Here is a 15,607-nt window from a genome sequence, read left to right as displayed (position 1 = left end):
GTGCGGAGTCGATTCCCGCGATCCACCTGCGACGGTGGGAAAAGTCCCCAACGTCGCAGGCATTGCCGGAGAGTGCGGGGTGCGATCAGTTGCCGCCGACGGCGGCGCTGGTGCTGATGATGTTGGCCGACGGCAGCAGCTGGCTGATGAAGCGGTTCCAGCGGGTGATGTTGGCCGGGCCGATGAACACCACGTCCTGCGGCTGCATGGCGAACTCCTTGGCCAGGGCATAGGCGGTCGGGCGCTTGGCTTCCAGGTGGAAGACCTGGGCCTGGAAGGTGCCCGGCGCGGTGCCGGCGACCGGTTGCGGGTTGCCACGAATGACATAGACCGAGTCGCCGTCGGAGGTTTCCGGGGCCAGGCCGCCGGCATTGCCGAGCACTTCGAGCAGGGACAGGCCGGTGGTGCGGTAGGTGACTACCTGCGGACGTTCCACCTCACCCACCACGTAGACCTTCTTGCGGTCGTTGTAGGGCAGATGGATCTGGTCGCCGGTCTTCAGGTAGATACCGCTCAGGGTCGAACCGGAACGGTTCAGCGCGTCGACGTCTAGCACGTACTCGCGGCCATCACGCTTGAGCACCAGACCGGACAGGTCCGCTTCGCCGGTGATCACGCCGGCCTTGCTGACTGCCTGCACCAGGGTGGTCGGGGTGTTGTTCAACTCGACCTGCCCGCCATTCTGGAAGGCCCCGGAAAGCACCACGTGCTGGCTGGCATAGCGCAACACGGTGACGTCCACCTGCGGATCGACGATGCCCTTGTTCCCCAGCCGCCGGGCCAGGCTCGAACGCAGCTGCGCCGGGGTTTGCCCTTCGGCACGTACCACGCCGGCATAGGGGAAGAAGATGTTGCCGTCAGCACCGACCACGCGGCCGTTGGCTTCCATCTGCTGGGTCGAGCCGGGGCTGGTCAGCTCCGGGTGGTCCCAGACGGTGACCAGCAGCACGTCGCCGCCGCCGATCACGTAGTCCGACTGCGGCGGACGGTAGTTCAGCAGCTCGGCGGGGACACCGGGCTTGGCGGCGAAGTCGGCCTCCTGGCGTTGCAGCACCTGGGGCGTGATGGGCACGAGGGTGATGTTCATCCCCTCTTTCCTGGCCTCTTGCTGGATATCGGAATCCGTCATGTGCTGACCGGGGGAGAACACGCAGCCTTGTAGCGCCAGACTGCCGACTACAAAGCTGAAAGCGAGCAGGTTTTTCATGGCAATCCTTCCTTGAAGCTTGTGTGGAGACTCAATAGGCATTGCGGTGTACGAAACCCTTGAACAGGGTCAGCAAGACGATCTTCAGGTCCCACCAGACGGACCAGTTCTCGATGTAGTCCAGATCGAACTCGATGCGTTTCTGCATCTTCTCCAGGGTGTCGGTTTCGCCACGCCAGCCGTTCACCTGGGCCCAGCCGGTAATGCCCGGCTTGACCTTGTGACGCAGCATGTAACGGCTGACCTGACGCCGGTATTGCTCGTTGTGCGCCACGGCGTGGGGGCGTGGGCCGACCACGGACATGTCGCCGAGCAAGACGTTGAAGAACTGTGGCAATTCATCCAGCGAGGTGCGCCGCAGGAAGGCGCCCAGCGGGGTGATGCGGCAATCGTTGCGCGAGGCCTGGGTGACGGCGGCACCGTCCTCCATGACCGTCATGCTGCGGAATTTCCAGACGCGGATCGGCCGGCCATCCATGCCGTAGCGGGTCTGGCGGAAGAGCACCGGGCCGCGCGAGGTGAGCTTCACGGCCACCGCGATGAACAGCATGGGCACGGCTATCAGCAGCAGGATCAACGAGGCCAGCACCACGTCCTCGATGCGCTTGAGCACGGCGTTGGGGCCGTCCATGGGCGTGTCGAAGATACTGATGGTGGCCAGCCCGTTGATGCTCTCGCTGCGCGCGTGCAGCAGGTCGAACATGAACAGGTCGGGGATCAGGTAGACCGATACTGTGGTGTCGGAGAGCTCGCGGATCAGCTCGTTGAGCAGTGGCTCGCGGGACAGCGGCAGGGTCAGGTAGACCTTGTCGATCTGCCCCGAGCGGGCCGCCTCGATCAGCGCCAGGCGATCGCCTTTCACCGGTACCCGTTCGCCCAGCTCCATCTGCTGCGGGCGGTCGTCGTAGAAGCCGACCAGGCGCAGGCCCATCCAGGGCGCGGCGAGGATCGTCTCGGCCAGTCGCGCGCCTACTTCGCCGGTGCCGTAGATGGCCACGTTGCGGCTGTTGAAGCCGTGGCGACGGGCGACGCGCAGCAGCATGCGGATGGCCAGGCGGTAGCCGCCCATGATCAGCAGGGCCGCGGCGAACCACCCCAGGCGCCGGGGCTCTTCCAGCTCCACGTGGCGCAGCGAGATGTCCAGCAGCAGCACGGCGAAGAACGCCAGCGACCAGTACAGGGTGACGCTCAGCGATTCGCGCAGCAGCGATTCGCCGCGCCAGGAGCCGTACAACTGGTTCAGCTCGCCGAGCCAGTGGAACAGCATCACGCAGAGCAGCACCGAGACCCAGATCTGTGCGTCCAGCACGCCGTTGCCGGCGCTGAGCAGGACCACCCCGGTGAGCACGATCACCAGGATGTCGCTCAGCCGATGTGCCAGCGAGATCAGCGACTGGTGTGCGCGCAGGATTCCTTTCGTCTTGTTGGGCATGATGACCTCACGACTGCCGGCGTCGCTCCTGGCGCCGCTGCAACGCAGTCCGTTATCGGGCGCAGTGCCGGCCAGCCCTCCACGGGCTCGCCGGGTGCGGGTTCACTGTCGCTTGTCCAGCAGCAGTTGCTGCAGGTAGCGGCCATAGCCGGTCTTGCTCAGGCGCTCGGCCTGCAGCGCCAGCGTCGTCTCGCTGAGCCAGCCCTGCTGGAAGGCGATTTCCTCCAGGCAGGCGACTTTCAGTCCCTGGCGTTCCTCGATGGTCTGCACGAAATGCCCGGCCTCCATCAGCGACTCGTGGGTGCCGGTGTCCAGCCAGGCGAACCCGCGACCGAGCAGGCTGACGTGCAGTTCGCCCAGCTCCAGGTAGAGGTTGTTGATGTCGGTGATTTCCAGCTCGCCACGGGCCGAGGGGCGGATCTGGCGGGCCATTTCCACCACGCGGTTGTCGTAGAAATACAGACCGGTGACGGCATAGTTCGAACGCGGCACGCGGGGTTTTTCCTCGATGGAAAGCACCCGGCCTGCGTCGTCGAACTCGACCACGCCGAAGCGCCCCGGGTCCGCCACCTGGTAGCCGAACACCGTGGCGCCCCGGGTCCGCGCTGCAGCTTCGCGCAGGGTTTCGGTGAAGCCCTGGCCGTAGAAGATGTTGTCTCCCAGCACCAGGCACACCGGGTCGTCGCCGATGAATTGCGCACCGATCAGGAAGGCCTGCGCCAGGCCATCCGGCGAGGCTTGCACGGCGTATTGCAGGCGCACCCCGAACTGCTCGCCGTCGCCCAGCAGGGCGCGGAAGTTCGGCAGGTCAGTGGGCGTGCAGATCAGCAGGATGTCGTCGATGCCGGCCAGCATCAGCACCGACAGCGGGTAGTACACCATCGGCTTGTCGTAGATCGGCAGCAGCTGCTTGGACACGCCCAGGGTGATCGGATGCAGGCGCGTGCCGGAGCCGCCGGCGAGGATGATGCCCTTCATGATCTGCCTCCTTGCTTGGCAATCTGTTCGGCGTCGAAGCGCGCCGGATAGTCCGAGCGCTCGGTCAGAAAGGTGTCGATCAGGCTGGAGAGCCGCAGGGCGGAGATGTCCCAGGAGTAGCGCAGGACGTTCTCCTGTCCCAGGCGGCGCAGGTCGGCGCGCAGCTTGTGGTCGAGCAGCACGCGGCGCAGGGCCGCAGCAATGCCGGGCGGATCGAGGGGGTCGAAGTACAGCACCGAGTTGCCCAGCACTTCAGGAATCGAGGCACTGCTGGCGGCCGCCACCGGGCAGCCGCAGGCCTGCGCTTCCAGCGGCGGGATGCCAAAGCCTTCATACAGCGACGGGAAGGCGAAGACGGCGGCGTTGCGGTACTGCTCGATCAACTGGTCGTCGTCCAGCCGGCCCAGCCAGCGCACCCGGTCGCCCTGCCCGCTCTGCTGCAGTTGCGCATCGACGAAGCTGCGGTTGGCGGCGCCGACAATGCGCAACTCCACGTCCAGCTCGCCGAGCAGACGGAACGCTTCGATCAGCCGGGAGAAGTTCTTGTGCGACGCCGGCGAGGACACCGCCAGTACATAGGGACGCTCGAGCAGTGTCGGCTCGAGGCCGGTGCAGAACTCGGCGGACACCGCATTGGCGATCACATGGATGCCCTTGGGATCGATGCCGTAGTGCGAGGCGATCTCCCCGCGGGAGAACTCGCTGACCGTGACCTGCGCCAGCGAGCGACGCAGCATCAGCGGAATCATCAGGCGGTACAGCGCCCGGAACTTCCAGGAGAAGCTTTCCGGATGGCGTACGTAGGTGATGTCGTGGTGCGTGACGACCTGCTTCGAATAAGCCAGCGGCGCCGTGCTGCACAACGAGACCAGCAGCGGCCGGCCGTGACGGGCCAGCCACAGCGGCAGGTCGATCTGCTCCCAGAGGTGCCCGCTGCGCTGGCCGATCTGTTCGACACGGAGCTGGCTGGCGATTTCCGGGCGGAGGATTTCACCGGGCGGCGCGACGAAGTGCAGGTCGCTGCGCAACCGCGCCAGCGACAGCGAAATCTGCTCGGCGAAGCGCTGCACACCACTCACTTGCTGGGTGAGAAAACGCGCGTTGATCACGATCATGGGTGTTCTCCGCGATGGAGTCAGCGCAACGACAGTTGCGGGGCCGACGCGCTGCGCACCAGGGTGGGCGACTCGTCGATGCGGATGCTGGCCTGGCAGTCGCCGCCGCCTGCGGGGCATTGCCAGGGCAGCGGCCGGCCCTCGCGGCGGGCGATCCCCTCGACGGCGTCCAGGCGCCAGAGGGTGTCGCTGCTGCCGGGCTTGCTGGTGATGTTCAGGGTCTGCTCGTGGCCCAGGGTCCAGGCCACCAGGATTTCCTCGCTGGCCTTGGCGAAGCGCAGCAGGTAGACGTTCGGGTCCTCGTTCGGCACGCGACCGACGAAGCGGTAGCGGCCGATGATGTCGGCGATGCTGGCCATCGCGTGGTAGGCCGGCTTGGGCTGGCCGCTGGCGGTGAGCAGGCCGAAGTTGTGCTCCATGTCCGTGCGGTCGATGCCATCGTCCACCAGGTCGTACCACCAGGCCCCCTTCACGTTCGGCAGGCTGCGGACCAGCACGTAGGCGCGGGCCAGGTAGGCGGCCTGGCGCTCGCGGCTGATACCGCAATCGCCTTCGTGGGCGGGCCAGCTGAACTCGGTGAAGTACAGCGGGACCGGTTTGCCGGCGGCGTTTTCCAGCTTCTGGTTGACGCCCTGGAACCAGTTCAGCCACGCCTCGGGGGTGGACATCTCGCGCTCGCAATACACCGACGGATGCAGCGAGATACCGTCGACAACGTCGAGCACGCCGCCACCGGCGATGCGCTCGGCAAAGCCCTGGCGAATGCCCTTGAGGGTGACGGCCCCGGCAAGGATCCTGGCCTGCGGGTCTTCCTCGCGGATCACCTTGGCGGCCGCGCGTACCAGGGTCAGGTAGTCGTCGCTGAAGTCCTTGTCGGTGGCGTTTTCCGAGTCCCACTCGTTCCACACTTCGTAGTAGGCGACCTGCCCCTTGAAGCTGCGCACCACGTAGCGCACGTAACGCAGGTAGCCCTCGCGGGAGGCGTCGTCGCGCGGCTTGGCGTTGCCGTAGAACTGGTTCTCGTTGCCCAGGATCAGCAGCGTGTCTATCCCCAGGCTGCGGGTGCTGCGCAGCTGCGCGCGCCAGGCGGCATCGATGGACAGCTTGCCCGGCTCGCGCTCGACGCTGGACCAGTAGGCGTCGTCGCGGAATGACAGGATGCCGGCCTCGCGGGCCAGGCGATTGATGCCGTCGCGGTTGCCTGCGCGGATGTTCTGGTGGGTGCTGGCGCCGACGATGAACTCCGCCGGGCCGAGGTTTTCCACGGGCGCTTCCTTGGCCATGCTGGAGGGCGACTGCAGCAGCCCGCCGATCAGCAGCACGCAGGCCAGCAGGCTGAGCATGCCGCCCTGCAGGCGCAGGGTGCGCGGCGCCGGCTGCGGCGCGGTCTCGCCCGGCAGGCGCAGGGCGCGGCCGATGGCCAGGCCGAGGAACAGGCTGGGAATCGGCGACTCGAGCACGTCGCTGGTCCAGGCAATGAGCAGAATGCAGTAGGCGATGCCGAGCAGCGCGCGGGCTTCGCGGCCGGGCTGGCGTTGCAGGCGCATCAGCATCGGCACTGCCAGCAGGTACAGGGCGAGGCCGGCGACGCCGAACAGGCACCAGAGGTAGAGCAGCGAATTGTCCGCCACCGCCAGCTGCTCGACGCCGAAGATCGGGAAGGCCGCGTAGGCGCTGCCGGTCATGCCCAGCCCGGCGCCGGTGTAGATCCAGCCGTTGTAGTCCATCACCTTGATCAGGTTCGGCCAGGTGTTGACCAGGCGATCCACCATCGAACCCATCAGGTTATCGCCGGTGGCACTGGCCAGGTACGGGTCGACCTGCGCGTACAGGCCGTACAGCGGCAACAGCAGCGCGCCGAGCACCACCAGCAGCGCGGCCAGCAGGAACAGCAGGCGCTGGCGGCTGAAGCTCATCACCAGCAGCGCGAAGACGAACGCGCCGGCGGAGGATTTGTTGGTGGTCAGCACTATGCCCACCAGCGCCACCAGGTAGATCAGCCCGCGCACCGGCAATGACAGGCGGAACGAGCCCAGGTAAAGGCTGAACACCGCCAGCATCATCGCCAGGCTCGAGGACATCCGCGAGAAGCCGGCGATGCGGTCCAGACCGTAGGCACTCCAAGAGCGGTTGCCGCTGATCTCGACGCCGCCCATGGAGTAGCTGTAGCCCTTCCACGGCACGTTGATCAGCATGTCCAAAGCGATGCCGGCAAACGACGCGAGCAGGCAGAAGGCGATGATCCAGCCCACCGCCTTGCGGTGCATTTCCAGGTACGGGCCGCAGAGCAGGCCGAACAGCAGCGGCGCGTAGATGAACACGGCGAAGAAGCCGCTCTTGAACTCGGCGCCGTGCAGCCGGCCGAGCAGCAGCGAAGCCGCCGCGAGGATCAGCAGCAGCCACAGGCCGCGCTGCTGCGGACGGGTGAACAGCTCCCAACCCACCGCGACGATGCAGGCCACCTTGGGCAGGTAGACGATGGCCGACAGGCCGGCCTGATCGGTGTAGAAGCGCAGCGCGCCGTTGAAGGTCTCCACCAGCAGCAAGGCCACCAGCACCCCGAGCGCCAGCAAGGAGCGGTCGAAGGTCACACGCCGGTCGACCTCAAAGCGTGGATACGGGGATTGCAGTTCCATGCTGGACTCCGCGGGTAAGCAGGGTGTGGCGCAGGATGGCTTCGTATTCGTCGAGCATCCGCTCCAGGCTGAGCATCGGTGCCACGACCTCACGGGCGCGCGAGGCCAGGCGCTGGCGCAGCGCCGGGTCGCGCACCAGGCGCTCGATGGCGTCGCCCAGCGAGTCGCTGCGGGCGGGCGAGCAGAGCAGGCCGTTGATTTCGTCCAGGACGATCTCCGTCAGGCCGCCCATGCGCGAGGCGATCACCGGCAGGTGGTGGGCGCAGGCTTCCAGCGCCACCAGGCCGAAGGACTCCGGTGACAGGCTGGGTACTACGGCAACATCGATCTCACTGAAGAACTCGGCCGCCTTGCGGTAGCCGACGAAGTGCACGCGCTGGGGATCGGCGAGGGACTTCAGCTGGTTCACGTAGCTGCTCTCGCCCCGTCCGGCAATCAGCAGCGAGGCCTCCTCGCCGCGCGCCTGGAACTGCTCGATCAGCCACTCCACGCCCTTGTTCGGGGTCAGCGCGCCGATGAAGCCGAAGCGCAGCGGGCGACGCCCGTTAGCCGGCGGCGCGACGGGCACCTCCGCCATCGGCGAGCCGTTGTAGACCACATGGCTCTGGCTGCCGGCGAAGTACCCGGCATCGAGCAGCGCATTGAGCTGGTAGCGGCTGACGCCGACCACCGCATCGACTTCGCTCGATGCCGATGCATGGGAGCGCCGCAGCAGCGCACAGGACGTGCACTGCTGCTCGCAGTGCCGGCCCTTGTGGAAGCGCACGCCGCGCGGGCAGGTCAGGTACTGGTCGTGAAGTATCTGGACCAGCGGCAGGCCGGCGTCGCGGATCGCATCCCAGGCGGAGATCGACCAGCCCGACAGGTTGTGGCAGACCACCACGTCCGGTTCGACCTCTGCCAGCACCTTCGCCAGCACATTGCGCATGCTGCGGTTGTAGCGGTCCAGCCCGTGCCAGGCGAGGCGCTGCAGCGTGCCGTGATTCTGTTCGTCGAAGGGCCAGTAGAGATTGCGCAGGCCGGCGCGCAGTATCGCCACACCGTTCAGCGTCTCGCGCTGCAGGCCCGCGTCCGGTCCGGTGCACAGCACCTGTACATCGTGGCCACGCCGGCGCAGACCTTCGGCCATGTGCTGCAGCATGACTTCCGTCCCGCCGCCGATGTGCGGGGCGTAGAGGGTGTTGAGCAGCAGCAGTCTCATAGCGGGTAGGCCCGGTTCATGCCGAGCGCGCCGGCCTCGCCGTCACGGATCGCCTGCAGCAGCAACGCCAGGCGGCTCTCGCGCTGGTGACGGCGGGCGAAGAAGTGCAGCAGGCGGATGAACAGCCAGCGGTTGAAGCGGTACATCAGCGGCGAGGTGACCCACAGGTTCTTGTCGAACCAGGCCTGGTTGCGCGCGGCATAGTAGGCGCGCAGGTCGGAGCTGCCGAGCAGGTAGGTCTCGTAGATGTTCGAGGTGCGCTGCTTGATGTTCCAGGAGTGCTCCAGGTCGTCCAGGCCGGCCTCGGGCACCAGGTAGAGGTGCCCGCCCAGGGCGCCGATGCGGAAGGTGTACTCGGTGTCGTCGGCGTAGAGCACCAGGTCGCGGCGCGGCAGGCCGATGCGGCGGAACAGGTCGGCGTGCCCGAGCAGGCCGCCGTAATAGGCGAACGGCAGCTCCAGCAGCGGCTGCGCCGGGCGCGGCTTCGGCCTGCCCCAGGGCGTGCGGCGCCAGAGCTTGTAGGGCAGCTGGCGGACGTGGAAGCCGAAGTAGCTGGAACGCGGCGGCGCGATGAAGCGGGTCGGCACGCCGGAGGCAACGTCGGCCTGGTGGGTCGGGCGGAAGCCGAGCACGGCGGTGTTGTCGGCGCCATGGCGCAGTGCGCAGTCGATCAGGCGTTGCTTGAGCAGGGGGAAGGAGCCCGGCGTCGGCGCGTTGTCGTCATCCATCAGCCAGATGAAATCGCAGCCGGTCTTCAGCGCCGCCTCGATGCCGACGGCGTAGCCATTGGCCGAGCCGGTATTGCTGTCCAGCTCGATGACCTGCACGCGGTTGGGCCAGAGCATGAACAGCTGATCGAGCTCCGCCACGGAGGCGTTGCTGACGACGATGGCGCGGGTGATGTCCTTCTCGCGGAAGGCGCGGGCCAGCAGCTCCTCCAGGTACTCCAGGCGATCGCCATAGGTCAGCGTCACCAGTACGGTCGATCCATTCATCTTGCCACTCCTCCTTGCACTTGCCCTTGTGATCGCCGGCCTGCTCAGGCGCGCCAGCCGTCGTTGCCGCTCAGCGCCGAGAGCTGGCTGAGCGGGACCCGGATGCGTTGTTCGCGTTGCAGCAGGTTGAGCAGGATCAGGGCGCGTTCGGTGCCGTCGTCACAAAGGAAGATGGCCTCGACTTCGCATTCGCCGGAGCACTTCAGGCGCACTACCTGGCCTTCGTGGAAGCTGCTGGTGGGCCGCTCGGGCATCGCCGCCAGACGCTGGCGGATGCCCTCCACCAGCTCGTCGGCCACCGCCAGCGGCTGCGCGCCGAAGCTGACGATGCGCGCCACGCCACGGGTGGAGCGGATCGGGAACCAGTTGTCGTGCTGCTGATCGAGGCGGATGAACAGATAGCCTGGGAACAGCGGCTGCGGGCGGCTGCCCTGCTTGACCAGCGGGCGGTAGCAGGAGAAGCCCTGGCGGCCGAGGTTCTCCTCGGCGCGCAGTTCCTGGTGCGGTTTGGTCTGGATCAGGTACCAGCGGTACTGCGCGGCTTGCAGGCCAACGCTGACAGCGGAATTCATGATTCGTACTCCCCGAGAAGATCGGTCGAGGGAGCGGGTCGCTCCAGGGTGTAGCGGCCTAGCAACCGCTGCATCTCGTCCGGTGGGTTGAACATCAGCACGTCGATGATCGACAGGCTGGGGACGAAATCCGGGCTGAACTGGGGGTAGCTCAGCTCGTCCATGCGCAGGAACTGCAGCTCCAGGCCATGGGCCTGGAACACTTCGGGCGAGTACAGGTGGCGGCCGCCCTCCGGGTTGAGGTAGATGTCGCCGCCGCTCTGCTTCACCGCCTCGATCAGGCGCTGGTCACGGCCGATGTCCTCGGCCAGCTCCAGCTCCGAGGCACGCACCATCGGCGTATCGACACCGAGGTAGTCGCAGATACGGCGGATCGAGTGCTCGGCGAAATGCGACAGGTTGCGCTCGGGGTGCTCGAGGATTTCCTCCAGCAGCGGCATCACCTGCTCGTAGCACGGCGCGCGGTGGTAGGCATGGCGAATGGTGTGCAGCAGGCGGCGGTTGTTCTGCTGCATCTCCTCGCTCAGCCGTCGTTCATTGATCGCCTGGGTCTGCGAGCCCTGTTCCAGCGGAAAGCTGAACTGCCAGACCTTTCCGCCGACCAGCAGGCGGTTGCGGTTGATCCAGCCGCGCCGGGTGTACTGCAGGCTGTCGCCGAGGATGAACAGACCACTGGCGGCGATCAGCTGGAAGTACCCCAGGTAGGGGAACAGGTACGGCTGCATGAGGCTGACGATATGGACCATGACTGCATCCCTTCCCTATTCCGTTCTCAGTCCTTGGCGTCGTAGCGGTAGGCGTAGGCGCCGTAGTCGTAAGCCGCCGTCGAGGCCTTGCGCTTCACCCCGTTGAGGATCGCGCCCTGCAGGTGGATGCCGCTCTGCCCCAGACGCCGCTGCGCGGTGTCGATCTCGCTCGCCGGGCTCTGGCCGAAGCGGGTCACCAGCAGGCAGATACCGCACAGCCGACCGACCAGCGCGGCATCGGTCACCGCCAGCACCGGCGGGGTGTCGACTATCACCAGGTCGTACATCGACGAGGCATCGCGCAGCAACTGGGCGAAGTTGTCGTGCATCAGCAGCTCGGACGGGTTGGGCGCGGCGAAACCGCAGGAGATGAAGTCCAGCTCCGGCACCTCGGTGGGCAGGATCACTTCGCTCAGCGGACGGTGCGAACTCAGCGCGTCGGACAGGCCGTGGCGCGGGGTCAGGCCGAACACCCGGTGCAGGTAGCCCTTGCGCATGTCGGCGTCGATCAGCAGGGTGCGCAGCCCCGATTGCGCGACGATGGCCGCGAGGTTGCTGGAGACGAACGACTTGCCGGCGCCCGGCGCCGGGCTGGTGAGCATCACCACGTTGTTGCGCGCTTCGAGCAGGGCGAAATGCAGGTTGGTGCGCAGGCTGCGGATCGCCTCGTTGGCCAGGTCGCCGGGGGTGGACGCTGCCAGCAGCTTGGGCGTGTGGCCGAGGATGTCGCTCTTGCGCTCCTTCTCCAGACGCTCCTGTTGCCGCGAATACGGCACCGCGGCGAGTACCGAGAGGCCCAGTTGTTCGATCGCCTCGGGGTTCTCCACGCCACGGTAGAAGGCCTGGCGCAGGAACAGGATGCCGAGGGCGACGCAGAAGCCGAGCAGGGTGGCGAGCAGCACGATGACCTTGCGCATCGGCTTGGCCGGTTGCTCGACGTTGGCCTGGGCGGTGTCGATCACCCGTACGTTGCCGATGGTGCCGGCACGGATGATGTCCTGCTCCTGGGCCTTGTTCAGCAGGCTGGTGTAGGTCTGCCGGGTGACCTGCATGTCACGGGACAGGCGCAGCAGTTCCTGCTGGGTGGCCGGCAGGGTCTGGATGCGTTTCTGCAGTTGCGCCTTGCGGTCCTCCAGGCTGCTCATCTGCTTGAGCAGGGCCTGGTACAGCGGGTGGGTCGGCGTGTACAGGCGGTCGTACTCGGCGCGCTTGAGCTTGAGCTCGGAGAGCTGGTTGTCGATGCCCACCACCTGGTCCAGCACGCCGCGGGTCTCGACGCTGATATCGGCAGACTTGGCGGTGGTCTGGTAGGCGTTGTAGGCAGCTTCGGCCTTCTCCAGATCCATGCGTACCACCGGCAGCTGCGAGCGCAGGAACTGCAGGCGCTGGGACGCTTCGGCGGAGCTGCGTTCGACGTTCTGCAGCACGTAGAGGTGGCTGATCTTGTCGAGGATACGGTCAGCCTGCAGCGGGTCCGGGTCCTCCAGGGTCATGTAGATGATCCCCGAGTCCTTGCCCGCCTCGGCCACCTTGAGCAGCTTCTGGTAATTCAGAGTGGTGGTCAGCAGACGGTTCTTGGCGACGATGAACTCGGTGCCGGGCCGCGCCACCAGCTCATCCACCTCGATGCTGAAGCCCTTCTCCAGCACCGGCTTCTTCAGCTCGCCACGCAGGATCAGCTGGCCGTCGGCGTTGAGCAGGTGATAGGCGTCGCCACCGTCGGCGACCAGGGTCAGCGGCTCGCCCAGGTATTCCTCCGGAACATCGAGAGAGAACACCTTGATCTGCTCGCCGCCCCAGCCATAGGCGCCCATGCCCAGCAAGGGCGCGGCGAGAGTCTGCCCGGCCTCCGGGTGGTAGCGCCGGGCCAGGTAGTCACCGACCAGCGGCAGGCGCTTGGGTCTGGCGACGATGTCGAGCTTGAGCAGCTCGACCGCCTTGCCGAGCACCGCGCGGGATTTCAGCAGCTCGATCTCGGTGGAGGCGATCGACACCGAGTCGGGACGGTTGATCACCTCCGGCGTGCCGTTGAGGCCATTCTTCTTCTGCTCGATCTGGATCATCGCGCCGGAGACATAGATCGGCGTCGCGACCACCGCATAGAAGAGACCGAGCACGGCGAACAGGCCGGTGACGGCGAGGATCATTTTCTTGTGATCGAACAGCAGGCGCAGCAGGCCGGCGACGTCGATGCGCGTGTCCTGGTGGGTTTCCAGGTGTGATTGGGGCATGACACTCATGGACTTCCATCCTCCATTGAGGTGGCGCGGCTCAGCGCGCCGAAATCGGGTTCAGCCGCTTGAGCAGGTTGGCGCTGTGGTTGCCGATCAACAGCAGGAAGGCCTGCACCTTGCGCATGGGCGAAACGGCAGCCATGGACATCCGGCAGACCTGCATCAGGAAGTACTCGTTGAGCTCCTGATTGCCCAGGCGCTGGTAGTAGCGCGACAGGCAGTAGTAGGTGTGCAGGGTCATCTGCTGCTGCACGCGGTCGGCCTGCATGGAGAAGATCCCGCCCTGGTGCACGCGGTAGGCCGCCGGGCGGATTTCCTCGATGAAACGGCCCTTGCCGAAGGCGCCCAGCAGCGACCACCAGCACAGGTCGACCATGCGCGTGGTGCGCAGCTCCTCGGGCATCTCGGTGAGGACATTGCGGAAGCAGGTGGTGAGGGTGGAGATCGGCCGGGCCTTCTGCAGGTCCAGGCGGCTGGCGTCGCGGCGGTACTTGCCGGTGAGCTGACGGGGCTTGATCACACCGTCTTCGTTGTAGGTATAGGCGTCGTGGTAGGTGATCACGTAGTCCGGGTTCTGCTCCAGGAAGTCGACCTGGATCTGCAGCTTGCGCGGGTCGGTCCAGTAGTCGTCGCCTTCGCAGTAGGCGATGTAGCGGCCGCGGCATTTCTTGAACACCGGCAGGCCGTGGGAGACGCCCTTGGAGTACTGGTTTTCCTTGTGGAAGATCGGCTTGATGATGTGCGGGTAGCGCGCCGCGTAGTCGGCGATCAGCTCGCTGGTGCCGTCGTTGGAGGCATCGTCGTTGACCAGCACTTCAAAGCGGAAGTCGGTGACCTGCTCGAGGAAGCTGTCCAGGGTGCGGCCGATGTAGTTCACCTGGTTGTAGGCCAGGCAGACGATGCTCAGCAGAGGCTTGGGGTCTTCCGGCCAGTTGGAGAGGATCTGCAGCTCGGAGCGGATATCCATGTCTAGACACTCGGCTTGTGGGACGGTTTGAACAGGCGCAGCAAAGCCGGGGCAGAGCCCACGCCCACGAGGAACAGGGTGATCAGGCCGCATACGGCCAGCGCGGCCAACAGCCACAGGCGCTCGCCGGAACGGGCCAGCAGCGCGTAGAAGGGTTCGCTGAGCAGCAGACCGGCGGCGCTGAGCGCGGCGATCTGCAGGGTGTCGCGCAGCCACGGGCCATGCAGGCCGGGAGCGAAGGCGCGGTGCACGATCGCCGGCCAGATCAGGAACGATGCCAGGCGCAGGCCGAACCAGCACAGCGCCACGCCGAACACGCCGTAGAGGTAGGCGCTGGCGATCACCAGCGGCACGGTCACCAGGGTGGAGATGACGCTGTACCAGACGTGCATGCGCAGCAGACCGTGGGCGTATTGCAGGTAGAACTGGAAGCTGGCCACCGCCAGCAGGCCGGAGCCGAGTACGTACCAGGCCAGGATCGGCCGGCACCAACTGGCGGCCACGGCATCGCCGCTCCAGGCCAGGACCAGGTCATGACCATGAGCGGCGATCACCGCGACCATCGGGAACAGCAGCACACAGACGAAACGGTTCGCCTTCAGATAGAGCTGCTGCATGTCTTCGTGACGTTGTTCGGCGACCAGCACGGTCATGCGCGGCAGCAGCGACTGCGCCAGCGGATTGACCAGCGTGAGAATGCCGCCGGAAATCAGCGCCACCAGGGAGAAGTAGCCGTACTGCTGCAATGGCAGCAGGTTCGACAGCAGGACCTTGTCCAGCTGGGTGAGCACAATCCACAGGCAGGAGCTCAAGGACATGCCCAAGGCAAAGGGCAGCACCGGGCGCACCGAGTCCCGGCAGAAACGCGTCAGCAGGCGCACGTCCATCCACAGGTAGGCCTTGCCGCCCAGCAGCAGCGCCTCGATCAGCGACACCGCGACCTGGAACTGGAAGAACACCAGTGGATCCTGGCTGACCTGCGCTACCAGCAGCAGGCCGCCGAAGTAGCGCAGGGTGGTGATGAACACGTTCACCGCGTTGATGAAACCGTGCAGCTCCTGTCCCTGCAGCGCGCTGCGGTACAGGGTGGCGTACAGCCGCAGGGCCACCAGCAGGCCCATCAGGCTGATGCACTGGGCGACCAGCTCGGGCGAGAGTTGCTGCACGTTGAGCCACTGCCCGGCGACCCAGCTGCTGCCGCCCCAGACCGCCAGACTGCTGAGCACGGTCAGCGGCAGCAGGATCAGCTCGAAGGAACGCAGCAGGCGGGCCTGGGCCTGGTCTTCGCCACTGACCCCGCGGCCGTGGGCAACCTGGCGCACCAGCGCCGGCGACAGGCCCATGTCGAGCAACAGCAGCCAGCTCTGCAGCACCGCGAAGAAACCGATCAGGCCGTAGGCCTCGGCCCCGAGGTGGCCGAGGTAGAACGGCTGGATCAGGATGCCGATGACGATGGCGTACGCCTGCCCTGCGTAATTGAGCAGGGTATTGCGGACCATCGACAGCGAGCGTGCGGTGCGCATG

At 66.3% G+C, this 15,607-nt stretch carries 12 protein-coding genes; all 12 read right to left on the bottom strand.

Annotated features, from left to right (window positions below; genetic code table 11):
* Positions 1 to 85: 85 nt before the first annotated feature.
* The 12 genes from J2T47_RS13900 to J2T47_RS13845 all read right to left on the bottom strand — a co-directional run bounded on the left by J2T47_RS13900 (position 86) and on the right by J2T47_RS13845 (position 15,606).
* Positions 86 to 1,207 (bottom strand): polysaccharide biosynthesis/export family protein, encoded by a 1,122-nt coding sequence (locus J2T47_RS13900; RefSeq protein WP_253447609.1) that lies wholly within the window; start codon positions 1,205 to 1,207, stop codon positions 86 to 88.
* A gap of 31 nt (positions 1,208 to 1,238) precedes the next feature.
* The gene (locus tag J2T47_RS13895) at positions 1,239 to 2,639 is read right to left on the bottom strand and encodes an undecaprenyl-phosphate glucose phosphotransferase (protein WP_253447606.1); all 1,401 of its coding nucleotides are present in this window, start codon (positions 2,637 to 2,639) and stop codon (positions 1,239 to 1,241) included.
* Positions 2,640 to 2,741: 102 nt separating this feature from the next.
* The gene (rfbA, locus tag J2T47_RS13890; RefSeq protein WP_253447603.1) at positions 2,742 to 3,617 is read right to left on the bottom strand and encodes a glucose-1-phosphate thymidylyltransferase RfbA; all 876 of its coding nucleotides are present in this window, start codon (positions 3,615 to 3,617) and stop codon (positions 2,742 to 2,744) included.
* Entirely contained in the window at positions 3,614 to 4,732 is a 1,119-nt protein-coding gene (locus J2T47_RS13885; RefSeq protein WP_253447600.1) for a glycosyltransferase family 4 protein, read from the bottom strand. The genes rfbA and J2T47_RS13885 overlap by 4 nt, the downstream gene beginning before the upstream one ends.
* A gap of 20 nt (positions 4,733 to 4,752) precedes the next feature.
* On the bottom strand, positions 4,753 to 7,368 hold the full coding sequence (locus J2T47_RS13880; protein WP_253447597.1) for a GH39 family glycosyl hydrolase: 2,616 nt from the start codon (positions 7,366 to 7,368) through the stop codon (positions 4,753 to 4,755).
* Entirely contained in the window at positions 7,337 to 8,569 is a 1,233-nt protein-coding gene (locus J2T47_RS13875; protein WP_253447594.1) for a glycosyltransferase family 4 protein, read from the bottom strand. The genes J2T47_RS13880 and J2T47_RS13875 overlap by 32 nt, the downstream gene beginning before the upstream one ends.
* Positions 8,566 to 9,564, bottom strand: coding sequence for a glycosyltransferase (locus J2T47_RS13870; protein ID WP_253447591.1), 999 nt, complete (start codon positions 9,562 to 9,564; stop codon positions 8,566 to 8,568). The genes J2T47_RS13875 and J2T47_RS13870 overlap by 4 nt, the downstream gene beginning before the upstream one ends.
* Before the next feature lie 44 nt (positions 9,565 to 9,608).
* A complete protein-coding gene (gene rfaH, locus J2T47_RS13865; protein ID WP_253447588.1) occupies positions 9,609 to 10,136 on the bottom strand; it encodes a transcription/translation regulatory transformer protein RfaH in 528 nt (175 codons plus the stop codon).
* On the bottom strand, positions 10,133 to 10,882 hold the full coding sequence (locus J2T47_RS13860) for a WbqC family protein (RefSeq protein WP_253447586.1): 750 nt from the start codon (positions 10,880 to 10,882) through the stop codon (positions 10,133 to 10,135). Before J2T47_RS13860 ends, rfaH begins: the two co-directional genes overlap by 4 nt.
* A gap of 26 nt (positions 10,883 to 10,908) precedes the next feature.
* Positions 10,909 to 13,122, bottom strand: a complete 2,214-nt coding sequence (locus J2T47_RS13855; RefSeq protein WP_253447582.1) for a polysaccharide biosynthesis tyrosine autokinase — start codon at positions 13,120 to 13,122, stop codon at positions 10,909 to 10,911.
* 31 nt (positions 13,123 to 13,153) lie between these two features.
* Positions 13,154 to 14,083, bottom strand: coding sequence for a glycosyltransferase family 2 protein (locus J2T47_RS13850; protein ID WP_253447578.1), 930 nt, complete (start codon positions 14,081 to 14,083; stop codon positions 13,154 to 13,156).
* Positions 14,084 to 14,085: 2 nt separating this feature from the next.
* Entirely contained in the window at positions 14,086 to 15,606 is a 1,521-nt protein-coding gene (locus J2T47_RS13845) for a lipopolysaccharide biosynthesis protein (RefSeq protein ID WP_253447575.1), read from the bottom strand.
* Between the last annotated feature and the right edge of the window lies 1 nt (position 15,607).

Source organism: Pseudomonas nitroreducens (assembly GCF_024170165.1).
GTDB lineage: Bacteria > Pseudomonadota > Gammaproteobacteria > Pseudomonadales > Pseudomonadaceae > Pseudomonas > Pseudomonas nitroreducens_C.
This window is presented reverse-complemented; position numbering and strand designations above follow the sequence as displayed.

Coding starts and splice junctions, on each gene's coding strand:
- J2T47_RS13895 (WP_253447606.1), bottom strand. CDS start 2,639: ATGCCCAACAAGACGAAAGGAATCCTGCGCGCACACCAGTCGCTGATC.
- J2T47_RS13900 (WP_253447609.1), bottom strand. CDS start 1,207: ATGAAAAACCTGCTCGCTTTCAGCTTTGTAGTCGGCAGTCTGGCGCTA.
- J2T47_RS13860 (WP_253447586.1), bottom strand. CDS start 10,882: ATGGTCCATATCGTCAGCCTCATGCAGCCGTACCTGTTCCCCTACCTG.
- J2T47_RS13885 (WP_253447600.1), bottom strand. CDS start 4,732: ATGATCGTGATCAACGCGCGTTTTCTCACCCAGCAAGTGAGTGGTGTG.
- J2T47_RS13845 (WP_253447575.1), bottom strand. CDS start 15,606: ATGCGCACCGCACGCTCGCTGTCGATGGTCCGCAATACCCTGCTCAAT.
- J2T47_RS13875 (WP_253447594.1), bottom strand. CDS start 8,569: ATGAGACTGCTGCTGCTCAACACCCTCTACGCCCCGCACATCGGCGGC.
- J2T47_RS13870 (WP_253447591.1), bottom strand. CDS start 9,564: ATGAATGGATCGACCGTACTGGTGACGCTGACCTATGGCGATCGCCTG.
- rfbA (WP_253447603.1), bottom strand. CDS start 3,617: ATGAAGGGCATCATCCTCGCCGGCGGCTCCGGCACGCGCCTGCATCCG.
- J2T47_RS13850 (WP_253447578.1), bottom strand. CDS start 14,083: ATGGATATCCGCTCCGAGCTGCAGATCCTCTCCAACTGGCCGGAAGAC.
- J2T47_RS13880 (WP_253447597.1), bottom strand. CDS start 7,368: ATGGAACTGCAATCCCCGTATCCACGCTTTGAGGTCGACCGGCGTGTG.
- J2T47_RS13855 (WP_253447582.1), bottom strand. CDS start 13,122: ATGAGTGTCATGCCCCAATCACACCTGGAAACCCACCAGGACACGCGC.
- rfaH (WP_253447588.1), bottom strand. CDS start 10,136: ATGAATTCCGCTGTCAGCGTTGGCCTGCAAGCCGCGCAGTACCGCTGG.